26 protein-coding genes are annotated in these 23,452 nt (G+C 69.5%); 13 read left to right on the top strand and 13 right to left on the bottom strand.

What is annotated here, in order from left to right; all coding sequences use genetic code 11:
- The first annotated feature begins 55 nt into the window (after window positions 1–55).
- A complete protein-coding gene (locus OG598_RS17710; RefSeq protein ID WP_328650210.1) occupies window positions 56–1,768 on the top strand; it encodes an amylo-alpha-1,6-glucosidase in 1,713 nt (570 codons plus the stop codon).
- A gap of 13 nt (window positions 1,769–1,781) precedes the next feature.
- On the opposite strand, the gene OG598_RS17715 is transcribed toward OG598_RS17710, so the two are convergent.
- Window positions 1,782–2,795 (bottom strand): LacI family DNA-binding transcriptional regulator, encoded by a 1,014-nt coding sequence (locus tag OG598_RS17715; protein ID WP_328650211.1) that lies wholly within the window; start codon window positions 2,793–2,795, stop codon window positions 1,782–1,784.
- Window positions 2,796–3,000: 205 nt separating this feature from the next.
- On the opposite strand from OG598_RS17715, the gene OG598_RS17720 reads away from it, so the two are divergent.
- Window positions 3,001–4,476, top strand: a complete 1,476-nt coding sequence (locus OG598_RS17720; protein WP_328650212.1) for an arabinofuranosidase catalytic domain-containing protein — start codon at window positions 3,001–3,003, stop codon at window positions 4,474–4,476.
- A 92-nt stretch (window positions 4,477–4,568) separates the two neighbouring features.
- On the opposite strand, the gene OG598_RS17725 is transcribed toward OG598_RS17720, so the two are convergent.
- From OG598_RS17725 to OG598_RS17735, 3 genes are all read right to left on the bottom strand, one after another.
- A complete protein-coding gene (locus OG598_RS17725) occupies window positions 4,569–5,213 on the bottom strand; it encodes a response regulator transcription factor (protein ID WP_328650213.1) in 645 nt (214 codons plus the stop codon).
- Window positions 5,201–6,556: a sensor histidine kinase gene (locus OG598_RS17730; RefSeq protein WP_328650214.1), complete on the bottom strand. Its 1,356-nt coding sequence runs from the start codon at window positions 6,554–6,556 to the stop codon at window positions 5,201–5,203. The genes OG598_RS17725 and OG598_RS17730 overlap by 13 nt, the downstream gene beginning before the upstream one ends.
- 84 nt (window positions 6,557–6,640) lie before the next feature.
- A complete protein-coding gene (locus OG598_RS17735) occupies window positions 6,641–7,588 on the bottom strand; it encodes an alpha/beta fold hydrolase (protein ID WP_328650215.1) in 948 nt (315 codons plus the stop codon).
- Between the two features lie 210 nt (window positions 7,589–7,798).
- Here OG598_RS17735 and OG598_RS17740 point away from each other — a divergent pair, with 210 nt between their 5' ends.
- Complete coding sequence (locus OG598_RS17740) at window positions 7,799–8,395, top strand: VanZ family protein (protein ID WP_328650216.1); 597 nt, start codon at window positions 7,799–7,801, stop codon at window positions 8,393–8,395.
- A 29-nt stretch (window positions 8,396–8,424) separates the two neighbouring features.
- A complete protein-coding gene (locus OG598_RS17745) occupies window positions 8,425–9,378 on the top strand; it encodes a hypothetical protein (protein ID WP_328650217.1) in 954 nt (317 codons plus the stop codon).
- A 7-nt stretch (window positions 9,379–9,385) separates the two neighbouring features.
- On the opposite strand, the gene OG598_RS17750 is transcribed toward OG598_RS17745, so the two are convergent.
- From OG598_RS17750 to OG598_RS17765, 4 genes are read right to left on the bottom strand one after another with little or no spacing between them, the layout of a single operon-like run.
- Window positions 9,386–10,165 (bottom strand): MerR family transcriptional regulator, encoded by a 780-nt coding sequence (locus OG598_RS17750; protein WP_328650218.1) that lies wholly within the window; start codon window positions 10,163–10,165, stop codon window positions 9,386–9,388.
- 34 nt (window positions 10,166–10,199) lie between these two features.
- Complete coding sequence (locus OG598_RS17755) at window positions 10,200–10,961, bottom strand: ABC transporter permease (protein ID WP_328650219.1); 762 nt, start codon at window positions 10,959–10,961, stop codon at window positions 10,200–10,202.
- On the bottom strand, window positions 10,958–11,755 hold the full coding sequence (locus OG598_RS17760) for an ABC transporter ATP-binding protein (protein WP_328650220.1): 798 nt from the start codon (window positions 11,753–11,755) through the stop codon (window positions 10,958–10,960). The genes OG598_RS17755 and OG598_RS17760 overlap by 4 nt, the downstream gene beginning before the upstream one ends.
- 55 nt (window positions 11,756–11,810) lie before the next feature.
- The gene (locus OG598_RS17765; RefSeq protein WP_328650221.1) at window positions 11,811–12,290 is read right to left on the bottom strand and encodes a MarR family winged helix-turn-helix transcriptional regulator; all 480 of its coding nucleotides are present in this window, start codon (window positions 12,288–12,290) and stop codon (window positions 11,811–11,813) included.
- Window positions 12,291–12,393: 103 nt separating this feature from the next.
- On the opposite strand from OG598_RS17765, the gene OG598_RS17770 reads away from it, so the two are divergent.
- Window positions 12,394–13,275 (top strand): NmrA/HSCARG family protein, encoded by an 882-nt coding sequence (locus OG598_RS17770; protein WP_328650222.1) that lies wholly within the window; start codon window positions 12,394–12,396, stop codon window positions 13,273–13,275.
- 108 nt (window positions 13,276–13,383) lie between these two features.
- The gene (locus OG598_RS17775; protein WP_328650223.1) at window positions 13,384–14,838 is read left to right on the top strand and encodes an alkaline phosphatase PhoX; all 1,455 of its coding nucleotides are present in this window, start codon (window positions 13,384–13,386) and stop codon (window positions 14,836–14,838) included.
- Between the two features lie 84 nt (window positions 14,839–14,922).
- On the opposite strand, the gene OG598_RS17780 is transcribed toward OG598_RS17775, so the two are convergent.
- Together OG598_RS17780 and OG598_RS17785 are read right to left on the bottom strand one after the other, a co-directional pair.
- Window positions 14,923–15,339: a VOC family protein gene (locus OG598_RS17780; RefSeq protein ID WP_328650224.1), complete on the bottom strand. Its 417-nt coding sequence runs from the start codon at window positions 15,337–15,339 to the stop codon at window positions 14,923–14,925.
- 50 nt (window positions 15,340–15,389) lie between these two features.
- Window positions 15,390–15,911: a CGNR zinc finger domain-containing protein gene (locus OG598_RS17785; RefSeq protein WP_328650225.1), complete on the bottom strand. Its 522-nt coding sequence runs from the start codon at window positions 15,909–15,911 to the stop codon at window positions 15,390–15,392.
- Window positions 15,912–16,067: 156 nt separating this feature from the next.
- Between OG598_RS17785 and OG598_RS17790 the strand changes: the two genes are divergently transcribed.
- Together OG598_RS17790 and OG598_RS17795 are read left to right on the top strand one after the other, a co-directional pair.
- Window positions 16,068–16,724 carry a pyridoxamine 5'-phosphate oxidase family protein gene (locus OG598_RS17790; RefSeq protein ID WP_328650226.1) on the top strand — a complete coding sequence of 219 codons (657 nt, stop codon included), beginning with the start codon at window positions 16,068–16,070 and terminating at the stop codon, window positions 16,722–16,724.
- The gene (locus OG598_RS17795; protein WP_328650227.1) at window positions 16,721–17,476 is read left to right on the top strand and encodes an MBL fold metallo-hydrolase; all 756 of its coding nucleotides are present in this window, start codon (window positions 16,721–16,723) and stop codon (window positions 17,474–17,476) included. The genes OG598_RS17790 and OG598_RS17795 overlap by 4 nt, the downstream gene beginning before the upstream one ends.
- 90 nt (window positions 17,477–17,566) lie before the next feature.
- Here the strand turns inward: OG598_RS17795 and OG598_RS17800 are convergent, their stop codons facing one another.
- Window positions 17,567–17,749: a hypothetical protein gene (locus tag OG598_RS17800; RefSeq protein WP_328650228.1), complete on the bottom strand. Its 183-nt coding sequence runs from the start codon at window positions 17,747–17,749 to the stop codon at window positions 17,567–17,569.
- Window positions 17,746–18,120, bottom strand: coding sequence for a cupin domain-containing protein (locus OG598_RS17805; protein WP_328650229.1), 375 nt, complete (start codon window positions 18,118–18,120; stop codon window positions 17,746–17,748). The genes OG598_RS17800 and OG598_RS17805 overlap by 4 nt, the downstream gene beginning before the upstream one ends.
- 187 nt (window positions 18,121–18,307) lie before the next feature.
- Between OG598_RS17805 and OG598_RS17810 the strand changes: the two genes are divergently transcribed.
- Window positions 18,308–18,823 carry a GNAT family N-acetyltransferase gene (locus OG598_RS17810; protein WP_328650230.1) on the top strand — a complete coding sequence of 172 codons (516 nt, stop codon included), beginning with the start codon at window positions 18,308–18,310 and terminating at the stop codon, window positions 18,821–18,823.
- A 32-nt stretch (window positions 18,824–18,855) separates the two neighbouring features.
- On the opposite strand, the gene OG598_RS17815 is transcribed toward OG598_RS17810, so the two are convergent.
- The gene (locus OG598_RS17815) at window positions 18,856–19,353 is read right to left on the bottom strand and encodes a YcxB family protein (protein ID WP_328650231.1); all 498 of its coding nucleotides are present in this window, start codon (window positions 19,351–19,353) and stop codon (window positions 18,856–18,858) included.
- 95 nt (window positions 19,354–19,448) lie between these two features.
- On the opposite strand from OG598_RS17815, the gene OG598_RS17820 reads away from it, so the two are divergent.
- The 4 genes from OG598_RS17820 to OG598_RS17835 all read left to right on the top strand — a co-directional run bounded on the left by OG598_RS17820 (window position 19,449) and on the right by OG598_RS17835 (window position 23,447).
- Window positions 19,449–20,408: a PaaX family transcriptional regulator gene (locus OG598_RS17820; RefSeq protein ID WP_328650232.1), complete on the top strand. Its 960-nt coding sequence runs from the start codon at window positions 19,449–19,451 to the stop codon at window positions 20,406–20,408.
- Window positions 20,409–20,690: 282 nt separating this feature from the next.
- Window positions 20,691–21,899 carry a cellulose binding domain-containing protein gene (locus tag OG598_RS17825; protein WP_328650233.1) on the top strand — a complete coding sequence of 403 codons (1,209 nt, stop codon included), beginning with the start codon at window positions 20,691–20,693 and terminating at the stop codon, window positions 21,897–21,899.
- Window positions 21,900–21,984: 85 nt separating this feature from the next.
- Window positions 21,985–22,575, top strand: a complete 591-nt coding sequence (locus OG598_RS17830; RefSeq protein ID WP_328650234.1) for a DinB family protein — start codon at window positions 21,985–21,987, stop codon at window positions 22,573–22,575.
- 17 nt (window positions 22,576–22,592) lie between these two features.
- Window positions 22,593–23,447 carry a DUF4253 domain-containing protein gene (locus tag OG598_RS17835; protein WP_328650235.1) on the top strand — a complete coding sequence of 285 codons (855 nt, stop codon included), beginning with the start codon at window positions 22,593–22,595 and terminating at the stop codon, window positions 23,445–23,447.
- Window positions 23,448–23,452 lie beyond the last annotated feature (5 nt).

The raw sequence follows: 23,452 nt of genomic DNA on the forward strand, positions 1-23,452 counted from the left end.
CATCCGCGGCGGTCGAGGACTGACCACCCGCACCACAGAAAGGCACCCGCCACCCATGACCGTCGCCCCGTCCGGTCCGGAGTTCGGAATCCAGGACATCCCGTTCAGCTACCGCGGATCCTGGTTCAACATCTCCCCGGTGGTAGCCGAGAAGACGTACGCCGACGACCTGCACCTGGTCTCCCACCAGACCGGGCTGCACCCCGTACTGCGGCTCACCCCCACTGTCGCCGGCACCACAGTCGTCGCCACGCCCGCGCTGCTGACCTGGCGCAACGGGGCCGACCGGATCGAGGCCGTCTACGACGGGCCGGAAACCCTGCGAATCCGTGGCCACCGGCTCGGCCTGCGAGTGGCTGCGGCCGCGCACACCCTCACCCCGTTCAGTGGGACCTACCTGTACGCCGATCCGGTCGACGGGTCACACGTGTTCACCTCGTACGAGACCGGTCGCCGCTACCGCGTCACAGTGCTCTCCGGCGCCCTGCTGCGGACCGAGGGCGCGCAGGCGCTCGGCACCGCCGAGCGCTCCCTGGACCTACCCGGGGACCAGCCCTGGGAGATCGCGATCGAGGAGTACGCCACCGCTCGCCGCCCGTACGCCGCATCGGTCACCTTCGAGCAGTTGTGCCGCGACCGGTTCGCGGAGTTCACCGCGTTCGTCGACGCGATCGCGCCGTGGCGCGGCCCGGAGACCCCGGCAGCCGAGCTGGCCGCGTACGTCCTGTGGTCGGCCACCGTCGCCCCGGCGGGCTTCGTCACCCGGCCGGCCGTCCTGATGTCCAAGCACTGGATGGACAAGGTGTGGAGCTGGGACCACTGCTTCAACGCGATAGCCCTGGCGGCCGGCGAGCCGGAGCTGGCCTGGCACCAGTTCCAGTTGCCCTTCGACCACCAGGACGAGGCCGGTGCCCTCCCCGACTCGGTCACCCACTCCGAGGTCCTGCACAACTACGTCAAGCCCCCCATCCACGGCTGGGCCCTCCGGCACCTGCGCCGCCGCCTTCCCCAGCCGCCGGACCGGGCGGCGCTGGCGCAGACGTACGACCGGCTCGCCCGCTGGACCGGGTTCTGGCTCGACGCGCGGCGCGCCCCCGGCCACGACCTGCCGCACTACCAGCACGGCAACGACAGCGGTTGGGACAACGCGACCACCTTCGACGACAACCGGGTCCTCGAGACGGCTGACCTCGCCGCGTTCCTGGTCTCGCAGCTTCGCTGCCTCACCGACCTCGCCACCGAGCTGGGTGAACCCGCCACCCGCTGGTCGGAGGAGGCCGACCGCATCCACGGGGCGATGCTGCGCGACCTGTGGGACGGCGAACGCTTCTGCGCCCGGGACCCCCACACCGGGCACCGGCGACGCAGCCGCAGCCTGCTCGACCTGATGCCCGTCGCGCTCGGGGCCGACCTGCCGGCCCCGGTCGCCGCGGCGCTGGCGCGCGGCGTCGAAACCCACCTGACCACGCACGGGCTGGCCACCGAGCCGACCGACTCGGCCCACTACCTCGCCGACGGCTACTGGCGTGGCCCGATCTGGGCGCCCTCCACCGTCCTGGTCGAGGACGGCCTGCGCCGGGCCGGGCAGACCAGGATCGCCGACGACATCAGTCGGCGATTCCTCGCGCTGTGCGAGAAGTCCGGCTTCGCGGAGAACTTCGACGCCGAGACCGGCACCGGGCTGCGGGACCGCGCCTACACCTGGACCGCCAGCAGCTATCTGATCCTCGCCTCCGCCCAGGAGGAACGGCGGGTCAGGGGCGGCTAGCCCCCTCGTCGGATCAGCGGCCCCGGACCGGGCCGGTGCTGGAACGCAACGAGATGGGCGGGCTGTACAGGCGGTGTCGCGGCACGGCGTCGGGAGCCGCGATGATCTCCAGAAGCAGCGACACCGCCTCGGCCCCCATCTCGACCATCGGCACGTCCGCGGCGGTCAGCGGCGGGCGGAAATCCTCCGCCCAGTGCTGCGCGGCGACTCCGGTGACGGAGAAGTCGCGTGGCACTGACAGCCCGGCGCCGGTCAACGCGCGCTGCATTCCGGGCAGTGCGGCCTCGTTGATGGTGGCCACCGCCGTGACCTCCGGGTGCGTCGCGAGCAGTTGCTCCATACACGCCTCGCCGGAGGCGGTGTCGTCGCCGCTGCAGACCTCCACGCCGGTCAACCCCCGCTCCGCCGCCGCCGCACGAAAGCCGGTCAGCGCGCGATGGCTGGGACCATACCCGGCGGCCACCAATTCGGCGGACCGGTTCACGAGCGCCACGTGCCGGTGCCCCAGGTCGGCCAGGTGCTGCACGCACCGGGCGATCAGCCCGGCGTAGTCGATGTCGATCCAGCTCATCCCGTGCGGCTCGGCGGTCCGGCCGATGGTGACGAACGGCAGCCCGGCCTTGGTCAGCCGGGTCACCCGGTCGTCCGCCAACCGGATCTCCATGAGGACCACGCCGTCCACCCGACGCCCGGTGACGATCCGCTCGAACGACCGGTCATGGTCGCCACCGGAGGGGGACAGCAGCACGTCGAGGTCGTGGCGGGCGGCGGCCTCGACGACGCTGGCGACGAAGCCCAGCTGCATGTCGGTCAACCGCTGGCTCGCTGGCGGGATGACCAGCCCGAGGGTGCGGGTGCGCCCCTCCTTGAGAGCACGGGCGCTGGCGTTCGGCCGGTAGTCCAATTCGTCGATGACCGACTGGATTCGTTGCCGGGTCGCCTCCGACACGCTGCGTTTTCCACTGAGCACGTAGGAAACGGTGCTGCGGGACACCCCCGCCCGGCGAGCGATCTCCCCGATGTTCATCAATCGCCCTCGAATCGATTTTTGCCCCGATACGGGGACGCACCTTGCTCCGCCGACCAGCATATCCGTCCTCAGGCTCATCGATCGATGACCAACGCGTGCCAACTAGCGCTAACAGATGGACGACCATTAATGTCACAGGTATGACGTGTGACGTCAATTCCATCGCCGCACCCCACCCCCACCACCCACTCGAAAGGCTCCGATGAACGTGAAGAGAAAACTGGGTCGCCTGATGGCCGCCGCCGGGACCCTGTTCGTCCTCGTCGTCGGCGCCGGCGCCTATGTGGTCTCGGACGCGCCGGGCGTCGCCCACGCCGCCGGCACTGGCCCGTGTGACATCTACGCCTCCGGCGGCACGCCGTGCGTGGCCGCGCACAGCACCACCCGCGCGCTGTACGGCGCGTACAACGGCCCGCTCTACCAGGTCCGACGATCGTCGGACAACACCACCCGCGACATCGGTGTGCTCAGCGAGGGCGGCTACGCCAACGCCGCCACCCAGGACACGTTCTGCGCCAACACCAACTGCGTCATCACGATCATCTACGACCAGTCCGGCCGCAACAACCGTCTCACCCAGGCGCCCCCCGGCTACTTCGTCGGCCCCGCTGCCGGCGGCTTCGACAACCTCGCCGACGCGAAGGCGGCACCGGTCACCGTCGGCGGGCAGAAGGCGTACGGCGTCTACATCGCCCCCGGCACCGGCTACCGCAACAACAACACCAACGGTGTCGCGACCGGCGACCAGCCCGAGGGCATCTACGCGGTCGTCGACGGCACGCACTACAACCAGTGGTGCTGCTTCGACTACGGCAACGCGCAGACCAACAACCTCGCGGACGAACGCGCCATCATGGAGACCGTCTACTTCGGCGCCAACAAGCAGTGGGGCTACGGGGCAGGCGCCGGCCCCTGGATCATGGCCGACCTGGAGTGGGGCCTGTTCTCCGGGGTCAACGCCGGCTACAACAACATCGCGTCGATCAACCACCGCTTCGTCACGGCCATGGTCAAGGGCGAGCCGAACCACTGGGCGATCCGGGGCGGCAACGCCCAGTCGGGCAGCCTGACCACCTACTTCGACGGGCAACGCCCCAACGGCTACCACCCGATGAAGAAGGAAGGCGCGATCCTGCTCGGCATCGGCGGTGACAACAGCATCACCGGCCGCGGCACCTTCTTCGAGGGCGTGTTGACCTCCGGCTACCCGACGGCCGCCACCGAGAACGCCGTCCAGGCCAACATCAACGTCGCCGCCTACGCGCCGGCCGGCGGTGGCAACCCGCAACAGAACGTCCAGGTCGTCGGCGCCCAGTCCAGCCGCTGCATCGACGTACCCAACGGCAGCACCACCAACGGCACCCAGGTCCAACTCTGGGACTGCGTCGGCAACACCGCGCAGCGCTGGACCTACACCGCCGGCAAACAACTGCAGGTGTACGGCAACAAGTGCCTCGACGCCAACGGCCAAGGCACCGCCAACGGCACCCAGGCCATCATCTGGGACTGCCACGGCGGCACCAACCAACAGTGGAACCTCAACTCCAACGGCACCATCACCGGCGTCCAGTCCGGGCTCTGCCTCGACGCCAACGCGGCCGGCACCGCCAACGGCACCAAGCTCATCCTCTGGGCCTGCAACGGCGGCACCAACCAGCGGTGGTCCACCCGGAGCTGACCCACCGCCCGATCGGTCGATCGTGCCGCCCCCGCAGCGCCGCCGGGGGCGGCACGCGACGCCGCCCGTGGCGTTCCTCAGAGGCCAAGGACTCAGCCTTCCAGGTAGGCGAGGACCGCCAGGATGCGGCGGTTGTCGTCCTCGGAGGGCTTGAGACCGAGCTTGGTGAAGATGTTGTTGCTGTGTTTGCTGACGGTTTTATCGGTGACGAACATCCGGGCGGCGATCGCAGCGTTCGAGCGGCCCTCCGCCATCAGGGTGAGGACCTCGTACTCGCGTGGGCTCAGCTCCAGGAGCTTGGGGTCGGTGGAGCGGTGGGTGAGTAGCGCACTCACCACGTCGGGGTCCATAACGGTGCTGCCGGTAGCGACCTGCCGGACACTGGCGACGAATTGGTCGACGTCCGTAACCCGGTCCTTCAACAGGTAGCCCACCGCGCCCGCGCGATCCGACATCAGCTCCCTGGCGTAGATCTGCTCGACATACTGCGACAGCACCATGATGGGCAGCCCCGGAATCTGGCGGCGGGCCTCGATCGCGGAACGCAGCCCCTCGTCGGTGAAGGTCGGCGGCAACCGCACGTCGACGATGGCGACGTCGGGGCGGTGCGTCGTCAGCGACCGGATCAGTGCGGGGCCGTTGTCAACGGCCTCCAAGACCTCGAATGAATTGGCCCGCAGGATCCTGATCAGGCCCTCGCGGAGCAGGGCGAGGTCCTCGGCGATCACGATACGCACGGCAGCGACATCCTCACCTCGGTAGGTCCGCCCGGCGGGCTGTCAACGGTCAGCGTGCCGTCGAAGGCCGCCAGGCGACGGACGATGCCACGCAGGCCCGTGCCGGAATCGATCGAAGCACCCCCACGGCCGTCGTCGGACACCAGCATCGTCAGTTCCCCGGCAGCGCCGCCCCGGTGGGCTGCGAACTCCACGGTGATCCGGATCTGCTGGGCCTGGGCGTGCTTGATGGCGTTCGACAAGGCCTCGGCGACGGCGAAGTAGGCCGCGGACTCGATCGGGGCCGGCAGCCGTCCGGGTAGGCGGGTCACCACAGTGGTCGGGATCGGATTCATTAGAGCCAATGCCTTGAGTGCGCCGTCCAGGCCACGGTCGGCCAGTACCGGCGGATGGATGCCTCGTACCAGGTCGCGCAGCTCGGCGAGGGCGCTGGAGGTCGACTCGCGGGCCTCGGCCAGCAACTGCTGGGCGGCCTGCGGATCGTTGGGCAGTAACTGTTCGGCCAAGCCCAGGCTCATACCCAGCGACACCAGCCGGGCCTGCGCGCCGTCGTGCAGGTCGCGTTCGATTCGGCGCAGTTCACCGGCCTGGGTGTCGACGGTCTCAGCTCGCGAGGTCGCCAACTGTTTGACGCGGGCCCGCAGGCGCGCCTGTTCGGTGGGGCCGAGCAGAGCGCGGATCACCCGAGCGTTGAGGTTCGCGAGGCGCACCGCAGTGACGTACCAGAGCAGTAGGAAAACCAGACCGAGCGGTACCAGCCCGAACGACTGCGCGACGCTGTGCAGCCGGAAGCCCTCCCCCATCGGAGTGCGGAATACCTGAGAAGGCGTCAGCTGATAGATGAGCGGATAGGTCAGGTATACGACTCCGAAGGCGAAGAACAGCAGCGACAGTCCGCAACTCAACCAAATGGTGATCGAATTGACCACCAACCAGATCCAGTCCCGCCACGTCGCCGGGTCGCGCAGGATCGTCCAGAGCCGCACCGGCCACCCGGCGTCCGGCGTCGGCTGATACGGCCGGGCGGGCACCGGTTCGCCGAGCCGGTCGGCGGCCCACTGGCGATGCAGGTCGGCAAACCAGCGCACCAGTACGGTCGCGAGCAGGGTCAGAGGGATTCCGGCGCCAAGCGCGGCGACCGATATCGAGGTGATCCAGAGTGTGGCCAGCACGGCACCTAGGACCGCGCCCGACAGCAGCACCAGCGACCAGCCCAGCAGGCTCGTCCGCTGGGCCAGCGCCGAGCGCGCAATCGGACCGCTGCGAGCGACGCGACCCGGCCCGGAGCCCTCCCGGGAGGGCGAGGAGCCGCCGGACAGGGCGGTTCCGCTGTCGTCGGTCATCTCACTCCATCATTGCGCATCGTGCAGACTGGTTGACCGGGAACGCCGGGGCAGCGCCGGTCAACCAGGCTCGCCGGTCGGCCTTTACTTGACGGTGGCGGTCATCTGTTCGATTTCCTTGAGCACCAGGACGGGCTTGTCCTGGGGAACATCGTGCGAGCTTCCCTCGGCGATGACGAGTGTGCGGTCGGGCCCCGCCTTGGTGAACGCCGCTGCCGCGTCGCGCCAGGCCTGAGCGTCCTGCGGAGATCCGTCGAAGGGTGTCTTGTCCGAGACGATATAGATGACGGGAACGCCGTCGGGCCAGGAGACCTTGTGGTACGCCTGGTGCGTGGGACCGAAGTTGTCGGCCGTGGCGATGAGCTGGCGGTTCGCCTTCGTCGACGGCGCCTTTTTGAGCTCTTCGATCTGTGGCGTGGTCAGCGCGACGAGGCGTTGGGTCTGCGTGTCGGTGAAGAATTGCGGCACGTTGGCATCGATGAGCACCGCCCCGGAGACAACGCCGGGGTTCGCGAGGACGAAGTAGTGGGCCACCTCTCCTGCCTGCGAGTGGCCCGCGAGGACCACGTTCTGGGTGACGCCGAGTTCACGCAGACCGGCCCGCAGGTCGGAGGCGGCGGCCTTGGGGTCCCATGGGCCCTTCACCTCCTCGCTGGCGCCCAGACCGGCCCGGTCGTAGGTGATGATCTGCGATCCGGTGGCCTGCGACAGCTGCGGCACCAGGGCATCCCAGTACGAGGAGTCCTCGCCACCGCCGGCGTCCAGCACGATGGTGGGAGAACTTCCGGGCGTGACGTGGAAGGCAAGCTGACGCCCGTTGTTGGCGATCACATGCAAGCCCGCTGCGGGGGCCGCACCTGCCGGGCCGGCCGCGCTTGTCGAGGTCGAGGGAACCGCGGCTACCGAACTGCCCGCGGGCGCGGCCTTCGGCGCCGCCGAGTCATCACACCCGGCGACTGCCGCTATCACGGCGACGGGAAGGACGAGGGCCAGGGCGGCCCGATGGAACCGGGAGGTCTTCTGCGTGGTCATGGAAATGAGCTTCCACGGTTTCTGGATCTTGCTCGATCCTGCTACCTCCCAGTCGGGTTGGGAGTTACCCCTACCCTCGCCCGAGCCTCAATCGACTCTTCGCGTAGCCCTCGGCTGAGTTGCTGCGCCTGCGAGCCGCGCGGCATCGCCGGCGATCGCCCGCCGCCCGGGCCGGGTAGGTTTCGGAGCTGGGCGAAAATCGGGGGTCGCATGGTCAAGGGTTGGCACGGCTGGCTCGGCACGTTCAACGGCGTAGTCCTCATCACGGCGATCGTCCTGCCGTTGGCCGCCCTCGCGGTGTGGGCCCTGGCGCGCCGCCGACGTGCCACCGGCGCCACGTCGGCGTGGCGGACGTCGCTGGCCGACGTCGGCATCGTCTACGGCACGGTTCCCTGGGTATGGATGATCATGTTGCCGGGTGAGCAGGCCGGCACCGTTTCCGGCCGGGTGACACTGGTGCCGCTGCGCGACCTGCTCACGATCTTCTCCGACGGGGGTCCGGTGACGGCGACGTTCCAGGTCGTCGGCAACCTGCTGGTCTTCGCGGCCCTGGGGTTCTTCGCCCCGCTGCGGTTCCCGGCGCTGGCATCGGTGCCTCGGATCCTGGCGCTCGCGGCCGGCTGCTCGGTCCTGGTCGAGACCGCCCAGTACGTCCTGCGGCTGGACCGGGTGTCGTCGGTGGACGACGTCCTGCTCAACGCCGCGGGCGCCGGGCTGGCGGCGCTGGCGTCCCGTCGCTGGTGGCGCGACACACCCGACCCGTCCACTGATCGTCGACCTCAGCCGGCCCCGGCAGCGGGACGCTGAGCGTCGGAGGGGAAAGCTACCATCCGCTCGTGGTCGAGGAATTGATCAGGAGAGCGGCGGACGAGGACGACGACGCGATCGAGGAGTTGAGCGAGATCGCCGCTGCCGATCCAGAGAAGCTGTCGCCGTACCACGGGACGCTGCTCGACCTCGACCTGCTGTGGCCGGCGACGTTGTACCGGGCGGCGGGCGCCGACGTGGTCGGCCGGGTCATCGAGCAGGTCGACGGCGGGCGGAACCCGGACCGACTCAACGATCTGCTCCTCATCCTGGCCCACAGCGCTCACCCGCTCGCCGAGAATGCCCTGCGTCGCTGGTCGACGCGCCCGCCAGCCGGTGCGGACGACCTGCACGTGGGGGTGCTGAGCTACGCGGCCGAGGGCGGTTGGACGATCGGCCCGGACGGCAACCGACGGGACCTGTGCGCTGACGTCGCGTACCGGTGGGTCATGCGGGACGCGCCAGCGCCCGCGGACCGCACCGCCTGCCCCTGGTGCGCGTCCCCGCTCTGGGTCGCCGCCGACCTCGACACCACCGACCCCGCCATCGGCGCCGCGCTGGCCCACACCGGCTGGTCCGGCCGCCTGGTCGTCGAGACCTGCAACTTCTGCGCCTGCTACACGACCTTGTACAGCCGGGTCACGCCGGACGGCGCCACCACCTGGTGGGCCGACAACACCCGGCCGAGCTACCTGGGCGACGGTGCGGGACCGGAAGACCCGCCGACGCTGCTCCCGGTTGCGGGGCCTGCGCTGGCGAGCCCGTACCAGGCCAGCGCCTGGAACCAGGGCGGCTCCACCCTTGGCGGCCGACCGGACTGGATCCAGGACGCCGAGCACGCCGACTGCCCCGGGTGCGGGGAGCCGATGGACTACGTGGGTCTGCTCGGGGGCGCGGACCTGGACGAGTTCGGCGAGGGCGCCTACTACCTGCACGTGCACCAGCCGTGCGGGTTCGCCGCGGTGAACTACCAACAGAGTTGACGTCCGATCAGGTGGACGGCTCTGCCAGCCGCTCCAGCCGCGCCAGACCATCCCAGCCGCGCTCGCGCATCAGATCCAGCAGTCGCTGCACCCGCGGGTCCGCCTCGACGGCCAGCGCGTCCAGCAGGTCGAACGGTAGATCGTCCTTCGCCACCTCACCGAGGTCGATCTCGCCCGAGCGGTACGCCTGCTCGGCGAGGCAGGCCAAGATGTCGGCGGCCTCCACCAGACGCGCGTCGTCGCCGGTGTCGCTCTCGAAGATCTCCGACAGGATCCGATAGAGCCGTACGAGCCGTGGGTCGTCGAGCTGCGCGATCTTGCCGGGCATCCATTCGCGGACGCGATCGGGCCAGCGAGCCGACATCAGGATCCAGCTGTCCCGCTCCCCCGCCACCACCCGCTCGGAGACGCCGATGTCCCGGAGCCGGTCGAGGTAGGTGATCACCTCTGGCGCGAGCGCAAGACGATCCCCGGCGGCGAGTCGCGCGATCTGCTTCCGGCTGGTCTCCAGTCGCGCGATCTCGTCGCCCAGTTGCCTGTCGATCTCCTCGACCGCAGCCGCGAAGGTCGACGCGTCGGCCTCCAGCATCTGACCGATCTGGGCGAGCGGCACGCCGGCGTTGGCGAGAATCCGGATCCTGATGAGGGAAACCACCGCCCCCGCGCTGTACCGCCGGTAGCCCGAGGCGTCCCGCTCGGGCTCCGGCAGCAGGCCGATCTGGTGGTAGTGCCGTACCGCCCGCACCGTTACCCCGGCGTACGCCGCGAGTTGACTGATCGTCAGCATGCCCTGATCCTGCCCAGCCCCGGCCGACATCGGGTCAGGAGATCTTGCGGCGGTAGGTCAGTGTGGCGAACAGGTAGGCCACCACGAGGATGCCGACGCACCAGCCAAGGGCGGTCCAGATGCCCGATCCGACCGGCTCCTGCGCGAAGAGGTCTCGGATCGCGTTGACGATGGCGGTCACCGGTTGGTGCTCGGCGAAGGCGCGCACCGGGCCGGGCATCGATGTAGTGGGCACGAAGGCCGAGCTGACGAACGGCAGGAAGACCAGGGGGTACGAGAAGGCGCTCGCGCCGTCCACGGACTGGGCGGTGAGGCCGGGGATGATGGCGATCCAGGTCAGCGCCAGGGTGAACAGCACCAGGATGCCGGCGACGGCGAGCCACCCCAGCACGCTCGTGCCGGTGCGGAAGCCCATGAGCAGGGCGACGAGGACGACGACGACCAGCGAGACCAGGTTGGCGACCAGCGAGGTCAGCACGTGCGCCCAGAGCACCGAGGATCGTGCGATGGGCATGGACTGGAACCGTTCGAAGATGCCGCCCTGCATGTCCAGGAAGAGCCGGAAGGCGGTGTACGAGATGCCCGAGGCGATCGTGATGAGCAGGATGCCGGGGAGCAGATAGTTCACGTACGAGTCGGTGCCGGTCTCGATCGCGCCGCCGAAGACGTAGACGAACAGCAGCATGAAGGCGACCGGCATGACGGCGGTCGTGATGATGGTGTCCGGGCTGCGGACGATGTGGCGCAGTGAGCGCCCCAGCAGGACCGTGGTGTCGCCGAGGAAGTGCTTGTTCATCGTTGTTCCTTCTCGGTCTTGGCGCCTACGAGGGTGAGGAAGACGTCCTCGAGGGTCGGCTGCTTCTCGACGTACTCGATCTCGGCGGGTGGCAGGAGCTGCTTGAGCTCGTCGAGGGTGCCGTTCACGATGATCCGTCCCTCGTGGAGGATCGCGATCCGGTCGGCGAGTTGTTCGGCCTCGTCGAGGTACTGGGTGGTGAGCAGCACCGTCGTGCCGCCGTGGGCGAGTTCCTTGATGGCCTGCCACACCTCGATGCGCGCCTCCGGGTCCAGCCCGGTCGTCGGCTCGTCGAGGAAGATGACCGGCGGGTTCCCGATCAGGCTCATCGCGATGTCCAGACGGCGTCGCATGCCGCCGGAGTACGTCCGCACCCTCCGGGTGCCCGCCTCGGTCAGCGAGAAGCGCCTCAGCAGGTCGTCAGCGATCGAACCGGGCTCCTTGAGGTGCCGCAGCCGGGCGACCAGGCTCAGGTTCTCCCGCCCGGTGAGGATCTCGTCGACCGCCGCGAACTGCCCGGTGAGACTGATCGACTGCCGTACGTCGGCGGCCTGGGTCGCCACGTCGAACCCGGCGACGCGGGCCGTCCCGCCGTCGGCCTTGAGAAGCGTTGCCAAGATCCTGACCACAGTGGTCTTGCCGGCACCGTTCGAGCCGAGCAGGGCGAAGATGCTGCCCCGCGCGACGTCGATGTCGACGCCGCGCAGCACCTTCAGCTGCTTGAACGACTTCTCCAGGCCGTGCACGTGGATCGCGGGCTGCTCGGCCTGAGCTGTTGTGTGCGAATTGCTCATGGCGGCAGCATGGAGGGTTGACGCAGCGTCAAGGTCAAGCCCGACGCCGCCGGCCTCAGTCGGGCTTTGGTTGGGACCGCAGGCGACGCATCTGGGCGTGGCTGAGGTCGTGCGCTCGGTTCATGTGGCGCGTGATGACCTCCAACTCCTCGTCGGTGTGCTCGTCGAGGAGTGCCTGCCAGGACTGGCCGAGGTCGTCCCAGACCGCGGTGACCCGGTCGAGACGATCCGGCACCGGGGTGACCAGCACCCGGCGCCGGTCCTCCTGGTCGGGCGTCCGTTTGACGTAGCCGCCACGTTCGAGCCGGTCGACCAGTCGGGTGGCCGATCCCGTGGTCAGGCCGGTCATCTCGGCGACCTCTCGCACAGTGGGCGGCGCGGGGGCCGCCGAGAGCAGGCTCAGGAACTGCACGTCGGTCGGGTGGAGCCCCAGGTGATCGGCGATGGCCTGGTTGAACAGGACGTACGAGGCCAGATAGCGCCGGGACGCCATCGACATCTCCTCGTGCAGCCGGGCCCGACGCTTCGCAGTCATCCGCATCACATCCCAATTAGTTGCGTGACGCAGCGATCCATCATAATCTGCTGCGTGGCGCAGTTAATGCGTTACGCAGCTATCTTATCCTCCCGGAGGCCCCATGCTCACCGTCGCCGTCACCGGCGCCACCGGAGCCCAAGGCGGCGCCACCGCACGCGCCCTGCTGGCAGCCGGTCAGCGGGTACGCGCCATCACCCGCCACCCCACCTCGCCGGCCGCCGAAGCCCTGCGCGACCTCGGGGCGGAGGTGCGCCGGGCCGACTTCGACGACCGCGTGTCCCTCGACGCCGCGCTCGCCGGATCCGACTCGTTGTTCGCTGTCACCACACCGTTCGGCACCGACCTCGCCACCGAGGTCCGGCAGGGCCGGGCCCTCGTCGACGCGGCGGCAGCCGCCGGCCTCGGTCACCTCGTGCTGACCACCGTCGCGCACGCCGACCGCGGCACCGGCATCCCGCACTACGACAGCAAACACCTGGTCGAGCAGTACCTGAGCACCTCGACAGTGCCATGGACGATCATCGCGCCGGCCGCTTTCATGGACAACTACGCCAGTGGCTGGACGCTCGACGGCCTGGGCCGGGGCACCTTCGCCTGGCCGATGCCCGCCGACCGGCCGCTCACCCTCATCCCGGCGGTCGACATCGGCGCTTTCGCCGCGCTCGTCCTGCAACGCTCGGGCCAGTTCTCCGGCTGTCGCGTCGACATCGCCTCCGACGAACGCACGCCCACCCAGCTGGCCGAGATCCTCGCCGGCGCCACCGGCCGCCCGATCATCCACGCGCAGGTGCCGCTGACCCAGGTTCGACAGCGGTCCACCGACCTGGCGGCCATGTTCGACTACTTCAGCACAGTGGGTCTGACAGTCGACGTTGCCGCGTTGCGCCGCGACTACCCGGAGGTCGGCTGGCACAGCTTCGCCGACTGGGCCCTCGCCCAGGACTGGCCCACGCTGCTGTCAAAGACGCGTGCGCGACCCTGACTCTTAACTCCGATGTCACCGCCCGATCCCACTGGTGACGTGTCGCCGTCCGCCGGAAGGAGTTGGCTGCCAGTCGTCGCACTACGTCCTGACCAGGAGTTGATCCACGTGCCTTCCTCTCGTCGTACCTTTCTCGCCAGTGGCGCCGCCGCCGGCGTCGGCCTTGCCGTCGCGGGCGGTCTGCCGTCCCTGGCCCAGGCCAGCCCGGCCCGGCCACACCCACCGGTGAAGCCCGGTAACGTGCCCTTCCCGCCGCTCGTGGACGACCCCAAGGGAATCCTGGCCCTGCCCAAGGGCTTCAGCTACACAGTGGTCACCCGGACCGGTGTCACCCGGCTCGACCGCGGCCAGGGCACCACCCCGTCGGACCACGACGGCATGGCCGTCTACGACGCCGGCCACGGCCGGTACACCCTGATCCAGAACCACGAGATCGACCCGGGCGCCGAGTTCGGCGTGCCGCACGTCAAGGGAACGGTCTACGACGCGGGCGCCGTCGACGCCGGCGGTTGCACCGTGATCAAGACCGACCTCGCGGGCCGCAACCTGGGTGAGTTCGTTGCGCTCTCCGGCACCATCTCCAACTGCGCCGGCGGGCCGACCCCCTGGGGCACCTGGCTGACCTGCGAGGAGACCGAGGACCGGGCCGGCGACACGTGGGAAGAGGGCGGCCGGTCCGGCGTCTACCAGAAGGACCACGGCTACGTCTTCGAGGTGTGGGCCGACGGCAGCGCCGACCCGAAGCCGATCAAGTGCCTGGGCCGCTACTCGCACGAGGCCCTGGCCGTCGACAAGGACCGCACCCGGGTCTACCTCTCCGAGGACGCCGACGAGCCCAACGGCCTCTTCTACCGCTGGACGGCGCCACACGGCGTCAAGCTGGGCCCGGGCGTGCTCACCCGCCTCGCACCGAACGCGGGCGTCCTCGCCGCGATGCAGATCATCATGGATGACGGGTCGGTGCTGCCGGACGTCGCCTACCTGACCTCCGCCCAGCTGGGCCGCCCCTTCCCGGTCCGCTGGATCGAGGTGCCGGACCGCGACGCGCGCACCAAGTCGGTACGCGAGCAGTTCGCCGACGGCCAGGTCACCCGCGGACGCAAGTTCGAGGGCGTGTGGGCCACCGACGAGGGCGTGTACGTGGTCAACTCCTACGCCTGGGACGAGGGTGACCTGCCGGCGGACGCGGCGCCGCACGACGGAATGGTCTGGTTCTACAACTACAAGAACCAGACCATCCAGCTGGTGACGTACTTCCCGCACCAGACCGCCTCCGAGGAGGGTTCGCCGGTCAAGTACACCGACCTCACCTTCGACGGCCCGGACAACGTGACCGTCACCCCGTGGGGAAGCCTCGTGCTCGCCGAGGACGGCACGGGAGCCTCGCACGTGCTCAGCACGATCCCGGGCGGGCCGACGTACGCGATCGCCCGCAACCAGCTCAACGACTCGGAGTTCTGCGGGCCGACCTTCAGCGCGGACGGCAAGGTGCTCTTCGTCAACATGCAGGACCCGGGCCTCACCCTGGCCATCACCGGCCCGTGGGAGAAGTACCTGGGCTGACCGAGCCCACACGTGGGGGGCCAGGCGATTTCGCCTGGCCCCCGTCAGGTTGGGCCGTGCTCAGGAGACGCGCGGCAGGCGGCACTAGTCGAGACAGAACTCGTTGCCCTCGACGTCCTGCATGTTGAGGCACGACTCGTTCTCGCCGTCGGCGAGCAACAGCTGCCCGCGTACCGCGCCGAGCGGGATCAGCCGCGCGCATTCGGCCTCAAGGGCGGCCAGGCGCTCCTCGCCCACGAGCCCGGTGCCGACCCGCACGTCGAGGTGCACCCGGTTCTTGACGACCTTGCCCTCGGGCACCCGCTGGAAGTACAGCCGCGGGCCCACCCCCGACGGGTCACTGCACGCGAACCACGAACCCTGCTCGGAATTGACATCGTCCCAGGAGGCGTGCCCCTCCGGGGGCGGCGGCGGGACGTACCCCAACACCTCGCACCAGAAACGGCCGACGCGCACAGGCTCGGCGCAGTCGAATGTCACTTGTACCTGCTTGACCAACATCCGCTCACCTTATGAGTCGCGCTGCCGCCGCTGTCCTCGTACCCCGGGCGCTAGGGGGTGACGCGCTGGCGGTAGTAGTGGCGGGCGGCCTTGGCGCGGGCGCCGCAACCGTCCATCGAACACCAGCGTCGGGTGCCGTTGCGCGACGTGTCGTAGAAGTGCAGGACGCAGGCGGGGTTACCGCAGCGTCGGATGCGGTGGGGTTGCTGGCCCAGCAGGTCCAGGTAGTTGATGGCCGCTCGCCAGGAGGGGAGCCAGCCCGCGTCGACGTCGGGCTGCTCATGCGCGGCTCCCGCACGAAGCGTGTAGCGCGAGGCACCACGGGCGAGGATCGCGTTGACGCCCAGTTCGGCGGCCTCGTCGGGCTGTTCGAGGACCCGGCGCAGCGCCGAACGCGTCTCCCGCAACGGTGTCTCCACCGCTGCGGGGTCATCCTCCAGGTGGTGTTCGGCGAGCCATCCCCGCAGACCGTCCGGCTCGTCGAACAGGTCGACCAGCCGACCCCGCTCGACCCACTGGGTGTTGACCAGGTCCAGCGCGAGGGGTTCGCCCACCAGTGGCCGACGTGTCATGCCGCCAACCTTACCACCGTCCGTCGTTTGACAGGTTAGACGTCGCGACGTATCTTCTTACCGGTAAAAGTCGTAACGATGGTTAGGTATGACCCGTCCGCCTGCCGGAGCGCCGGCACTCACCGCCCGGCCCACCCCTGGAAGGGGGCGCTCGTCATGCCACACCGCTACCTACAGGAACTGACCACCGCGTCGGTGGTCGCCGCGCAACAGCGCTACGGCAGCCGGCCCGCCATGCAGCGCATGACCGCCGGGTGGGACACGGATGCGACATTCAGTGACGACGAGGCCGCCTTCATCACCGAACGCGACAGCTTCTACCTCGGCACCGTCGGCGAGGGCGGCTGGCCGTACCTCCAGCACCGTGGCGGCCCACCCGGCTTCCTGCACGTCCTCGACCCCGTCGACGGGCACAGCGTCCTCGGCTGGGCCGACCTGCGCGGCAATCGGCAGTACCTGTCCGTCGGCAACCTCGCCACGTCACCCCGGGTCTCGCTGCTGCTCATGGACTACGCCCACCAACGCCGCCTCAAGATCATCGGCACGGCGCACGTCACCGACGTGCGGGACCCCGGGTTCGAGGACCTGCTGGCAAGGCTGAGCGTGCCCGGGCCATCCGGCCGGGTCGAACGGTTGATCACCGTCACGGTGCAGGGCTACGACTGGAACTGCCCCCAACACATCACGCCCCGCTTCACCGAGGCGGAACTCTCCGACGCGCTCGCGCCGGTGCGCGACGAACTCGCCCGCCTGCGCGCCGAGAACCGGGCCCTCCGCGAGCAGGCGAGTCGACAACCAGGGAGAACACCATGAACAAGCTGACCGTACGCATCGTCGGCGGCCCCACGGCCGTCCTCGACTACGCGGGCCAACGCGTCGTGCTGGACCCGACCTTCGACGATCCGCGGACGTACCAGAACGGGCCGGTCACCGCCACCAAGTTCACCGGCCCGAGCGCGGCGCCCACGGACCTCGGCCCGGTCGACGTCGTGCTCGTGTCGCACGAACACCACATCGACAATCTCGACATCTCCGGGCGGGAGTACGCGCGCCGGGCCCGACGGGTGCTCACCACCACGTCGGGGGCACCGAATCTCGGGCCACTGGCGACCGGCCTGCGGCCCTTCGAGTACGCCGAGGTCGGCGACGTGCGCGTCACTGCGGTTCCGGCGCTGCACGGTTCGCCGGAGATCGGCGTGGTCAACGGTCCGGTGATCGGGTTCGTGCTGGAGGCGACCGGTTGGCCGACCGTCTACGTCAGCGGCGACAACGCCTCGCTGGATGTCGTCGCGGTCGTCGCGGAGCAGTTTCCGGCGATAGAGATCGCGATCCTCAACCTCGGCGCGGCCCAGATCGCGGCACGCGGCGAGGCGTTCCTCACCCTGACCGCGGAACTGGCGGCACGAGCGGCAACCCTGCTCGGCGTTCGGGCGGTGGTCCCGGTCCATCAGGACGGCTGGGCGCACTACACCCAGGGCGCCGACGACGTCGTGCGGGCCTTCGAGACCGCGGGCCTGACGGACGTGCTCGTCGACCTGCGACCCGGCGACTCGGCGACCGTCTGAGGAGGATGCGGACGACCCGGTGCTGCCCTGGGATTCGGTCGCCGTGGTGAAGCGCCGCGACGACCACGGCGACCATGAGCCCCGCAGACGTCAGTGCGTGCTGCGCGGCCTCGGTGTCGCCGCCGCGCCCGAGCGCTTGAGCAGGAACGCCCCGCCGACGATGAAGACGACGCCGAGGACAATCCCGACGAGGTTGCCCTGAGCAAGGCTGGAGACGATCCCCAGCACGCCGTGGATCAGGCCGCTGCCGTCGGCCGGCGGCGGTGATCTCACTCCACCTTGGTGAGAAGTGGTTTCCCCTTCTCGACGACGTACGTGGCCAATTCGACAGCGACACCGTCGCCAACGTTGCGGGCCTGGTGGTGCACGCCGTACGGGACAGTGAGCGCGTCGCCGGGATTGCACACCACGGGTGGCTGCCCCTCCAGCCGATATTCGAGCGTTCCCTGTAGAACGCAGATGATTTCCTCGCCGGGGTGGAAATGCTTGAACGGTGGCGAATCCGGAGTGAACTCCACCCGAGTCTGAATGACCTCTCGCCCGGGAATGCTGAGGTCGTGCCGTTGCAGATCGATCCGCCACAGCCCTGGTGCTGACTCCACCGCTGTGGGGCTGATCCCCTCCGGTCGATCCGTGGTGCTCATGACGGCCTCCTGTTAGCCGTCGGGCCGACGGCCATTACTCGGATTGGTGCATCCCCGTCGAGGATAGGTAGCCGCAGACGGTCAGGGGCGGGGATGCCGACACGGAGGTTCGATTCCGCGAAGTCGGCCTGTGCCGGGCGCGTAATTCGGCTTGTGCTGTTTCTTGAGGGCTGCTTCGCTGTTGCCCGTGACCGAGCTTCGTACGCCGCGACTGCGCCTGCACCCCATCGACACCGCAGAAGGTGAACGCATCGTCGGGCGACGCGCCGGGGCCGGGGATGACTGGGCCGACGACTTCCCTTTCGACGGCGACGTCCTCGGCGTGCGGGGCTTTCTCGCCGCCACCGCCGCCTACGGCGACCGACGTCCGTTCGGGCACTACCGGATCACCCGCACCTCCGACGGCAAGGCCATCGGAGGAATCGGCTTCAAGGGTCAGCCGGAGGACGGACGCATCGAGGTCGGTTACGGTCTCGCCCCGTCAGCCCGGGGAAACGGCTACGCGGCGGAGGCGCTCGCCGCCCTGCTCGACCTCGCGACAGCACACGGACTGTCCTGCGTCGTCGCCGAGACCACCGGCGACAACGTCGCCTCCCGGCGGACCCTCGAACGTGCCGGCTTCCGACACACCGGCACCAACGATGATTTCTACCAGTACGAGGTAGTCCTCGGTGCCCCTTCGCGACCGGCTCGGACGCCATAGTCCGATCCCCCGGCGGCCCGCGGCAGCCGAGTTCACCGGTGGGGCAGCAGCCCTCGTTCGGTCATGTATGCGCGCAACGTCTCGGCATCCTCGGCGGACATCAGCCAGCGCGGGATCACGGTCGCGGGCATTCGGCCGACGTACACGACCCAGAAATCACCGGCGTCCCGCACCTGGGCGACCCCCTCCCAGGCGATGCCGCCCGACTCCGAGCCGCTGCGCATCATGATGTTGTCATCGGTGATGTCGTAGGCGCCCTCGACGGCGTAGCTACCGGAGCGGCGTCGGGCGCGCGCCAGCACCCACGGCCGATACAGCATCGACAGCACGCCGGCCACGAGCAGCGCGGTCCACAGCGGCGAACTCCGCTCGCCCCACCCGAACCCCCGCGAGACGACGAGACCGATGACCCCGACCGCCGTCAGGACCGCTCCGATGTAGCCGAATCTGCGGAGCCGGACGTTGCCGAGCGCAGCGGCCACCCGGCTCGGGTAGGCGGGATCGGCGGGGACGTCAAAACGGATGTGCACGCCAGAACGATAGTGCCTCCACCCGCCCCGGAAGGCGCCTTGCCCCGCCCCACCTCACGAGCCGCGGGCGCGTCCGGGTGCGGCAGTCTGATGAGGTGAACGCCGACGACGTCCGAGTGCCCCGGGCCCAGGCGGGGTCGAGCCCGCAGCATCTGTTGACGACAGTGCTCGGCGAGTACCTCGACTCCTCCGACGCCGACCTGCCGTCGACGGCGGTCATCGCGATTCTGCGGGAGTTCGGGATCAGCGAGTCCAGCGCCCGTGCCGCGCTGTCCCGGCTGGTCAGGCGTGGTCTCATCGCGGCGCGAAGGAAGGGCCGGTCGCCGGTCTACCACCTCACCCCGCAGGCGATCGCCAAGCACCGCTCCCGGATGCGGCACTTCCTGAACTTCGGCTCCCACCCGGCGCCCTGGACCGGCGATTGGGTGCTGGCCACCTTCTCCGTTCCGAACGCCGGCCAGGCGTCCCGTCATGCGCTCCGCAGGTCGTTGACCGCACTGGGGTTCGTGGGCCTGTACGACAGCGTGTGGATCCGGCCGGGATCCGACGTCGCGCCGGCGCGGGAGGCGCTGCACGCGCTGCTGTACCACGTCGAGGGTGCCCGATGGTCGGTCCTGCACGCCCGGTTCGACGAGGAGGCAGGGCCACACGGGCCGGCCTCCGCGTACGACCTGACCGGTCTCGCCTCCGCGTACTCGATCTTCATCGAGCAGTACGCGGAGCTGCGGGCAGCCGCGCGCAACGGGGAGGTGGACCCGGCCCGGGCGCTGGTGGCTCGGACCTCCGCGATGGATTCCTGGCGGAAGTTCGCCGACGTCGACCCGGACCTCCCCCCGCACCTGCTGCCGGAGCCCTGGCCTCGCCAGGAGGCCAGGGAGACCTTCCTGGACATCCACACCACGCTCGGCTCGCTCGCTCAGGCGCGTCTGGTCGAGGTGGCGACTCCGCACTGGCCGGATGCCGCCTCGTGGATCACCCACTTCCAGGCGTCGAGGGATCCCTCGCAGCCGGAGCCGACCGGCGGAGAGCACGGCAGCGGCCCACTCGCCGGTTGACGACGTCGCGGCCGGTCAGAGCCGACAAGACATTGACACTTTTCGTTGCGGCAGTGATAGTAACTGCAAACAGCTCCCATCGGAGCGCCTGTAGGGACCGCGGCCGGGCGGTCGCCGGCGCCGAACGAGCGGGCAGTGGCGACCGAGGGCACGGCCGCCGCCCAGGCCGCGACGCGCCCACGTCGACCAGACCCGTGGCCAGCGCTGACCACTCTCGTCGGGGCGCGAGTGACACCACCGCCACCGCAGGGAGCGCCACCGTGACTGTTCCTGGAGGATCCAATGAGAAGGCGAGCAAAGATCTACGCGGGGCTGGCGGCCGCCATCGTTCCCGTCACCTCCGTGATCATGGCGCTCGGCGGGACACCGGCGTCCGCCGCCATCGGCGGCTCCGGCCCCTACCCCGCCGACTACGAAACCTCGGCCACCCTGGCCAACCACACCATCTTCCGTCCGCAGACCCTCCCGTCCGAACGCCTGCCCATCCTCGTGTGGGGCAACGGCGGCTGCTCGGCCAACGGCCTCTCCCAGGGCAACTTCCTGCGCGAGATCGCCTCCCACGGCTTCCTCGCCATCGCCAACGGCGCCCCGAACGGATCCGGCTCCACCACCTCCCAGATGCTCACCCAGTCCATCGACTGGGCGGTTGCGGAGAACTCCCGGCAGGGCAGCAAGTACTTCAACAAGATCGACACGAGCAAGGTCGCAGTCGCGGGCTTCTCCTGCGGAGGCCTGGAGGCGTACGCCGTCTCGAACGACCCGCGCGTCACGACGACCGGCATCTTCAGCAGCGGTCTGCTCAACGACGCCGATGACTACCAGCTCCGGAGACTGACCAAGCCGATCGCCTACTTCGTCGGCGGGCCCAGCGACATCGCCTACCCGAACGCCATGGACGACTGGGGCAAGCTGCCCGCTGGCCTGCCGGCCTTCATGGGCAACCTGAACGTCGGTCATGGCGGCACCTACGACCAGGCCAACGGCGGCGAGTTCGGCCGGGTGGCGACTCTCTACCTCAAGTGGCGCCTGAAGGGCGACACCACCGCCGGCCGCACCTTCGTCGGTGCCGACTGCGGTCTGTGCAGCAGCCAGTGGAGCGTCCAGCAGAAGAACCTGACGCTCGACGACGGCACGCCGCCGCCCACCACTCCGCCGCCCACCACCCCGCCTCCCACCACGCCACCCCCGACCGGCACCCCCGGCTGCACCGCCGTCTACTCCGTCCAGGACCAGTGGAACGGCGGATTCGTCGCCACCGTCAGCGTCACCGCGGGAACCACAGCGCTGACCGGCTGGCGGGTCACCCTCACCCTGCCGAGCGGCGCGTCGGTCAGCTCGCTCTGGAACGGGGTCGGCAGCGGCACCAGCGGGACCATCACTGTCGCCAATCAGAGCTACAACGGGCGACTGGCCGCAGGTCAGGCCACCAGCTTCGGCTTCCAGGGCAGCGGCAGCGGCAGCGGAACCACAGCGAGTTGCACCGGAAGCTGACGCCCCGGGCAGATCGAGTCGTTCGGCGGGCCGGTGCCCCGGCACCGGCCCGCCGAGGCACGGCGGATAGGGAAGACTGGCGCGCATGGCTGATCTGAGCGATGCGAAGGCCGCGCTGCACGACTACCTCCGGGAGAACCGCGAAGACCTCATCTGGAAGCTCGACGGGCTCAGCGAACGGGAGGTCCGGCTGCCCCGCACGGCGACCGGAAACAACCTGCTGGGCGCGCTCAAGCATTGCCTCAATGTCGAAGCCGGCTACTTCGGGCCCACCTTCGGTCGCGAGTTCCCGACGCCCGAGGAGCTGGTCCCCATGGCGGCGTTCGACGAGGACCCGCAGGCAGACTGGTACGCCCGTGAGGACGAGACGAAGGACGGGCTGATCGACCTGTATCGCCGGGTCGGCGCGTTCGCCGACCAGACGATCGACGAGCTACCGCTCGACGCGCCGGGGCAGGTGCCGTGGTGGCGGCCAGGTCGGCAGGACGTGACACTACAGCGGATCATCATCCACGTGACCTGCGACCTGGCCCGGCACGCCGGGCACGCGGACATCATGCGCGAGCAGCACGACACGGCGGTCGGCCTCCGGCGGAACAACAGCAACCTCCCCGACGACTACGACTGGCCGGCGTATGTCAGCAAGCTGACGAAGCTGGCCGACCACTTCGGATGATCGGCAAAGCTGTCGGCGTGCGAGACGACCTCGATCAGATCGAAGCGGCTTTCCTGGGCACGCCACTGGCCGGCCTGCCGATCGGGCACGGCCCGTCGGGCACCATCCTCGTCGCCGACGTCGACCCCGACCGTCTGTACGAGTTCTGGCAGGCCGCCGAGGCGCTGGTGCCGATCATCGGACGCCGGCCCGTCATGGTCACCGACGGCTTCGACGACGCACTGGCAGCCCGGTCCGAGCCCGAACAGGGCCCGTCGGAGTCGGCGCTGCGCGCGTTCGTCGAGGCGGCGGCGTCTTCCGACCCCTGGCTGACCTACCGCCACTACAGCGAGGACCAACAGGTCGACGAGGACGAGATCGAGTTCTACGCGCGTGGCACGACCGGCGCCGACCTGACCGCCCTGGTGCCGGACGTGGTGCTGCCGACACCACTGCCGGTGCTGGAGCGGGCGCTGTACGACCGGCTGCTCGCCGACGCCGACCTGCACGCCCAGGTGCTTGGCAACGTGCGGCTCGTGACGCAGACCGAGTACTGGTACACGCCGGACAGCGTCCTGCTCATGTTGCTGCCCACCAGCGACGTCCGCGGCTCGGCGTACTGGGTGGACTTCTACGGTGCGCTCACCGAGGAGGATCGGCAGCGGCTCGCCGAGGTGCTGGCGCAGTGGCGGCACCGGTGGGACGCCCGCCTTGTCGCATCGTGGGGCACCATGCTCCAGTTCCAGGTGGGTCGTCGCCCGACGCCGGGTGACGAGGCGTGGGCTGCCGCAGGTCAGCTCAAGGCGCTCGCTCCGAACCTCGAACTGAGCCGATGGGAGGTCGCCGTCGCCCTACCGGCCGGTGACGCGTGGTTCGTCCACAACCGACCCTGACCGAC

This window comes from Micromonospora sp. NBC_00330 (assembly GCF_036136635.1).
Classification (GTDB): domain Bacteria; phylum Actinomycetota; class Actinomycetes; order Mycobacteriales; family Micromonosporaceae; genus Micromonospora; species Micromonospora salmantinae.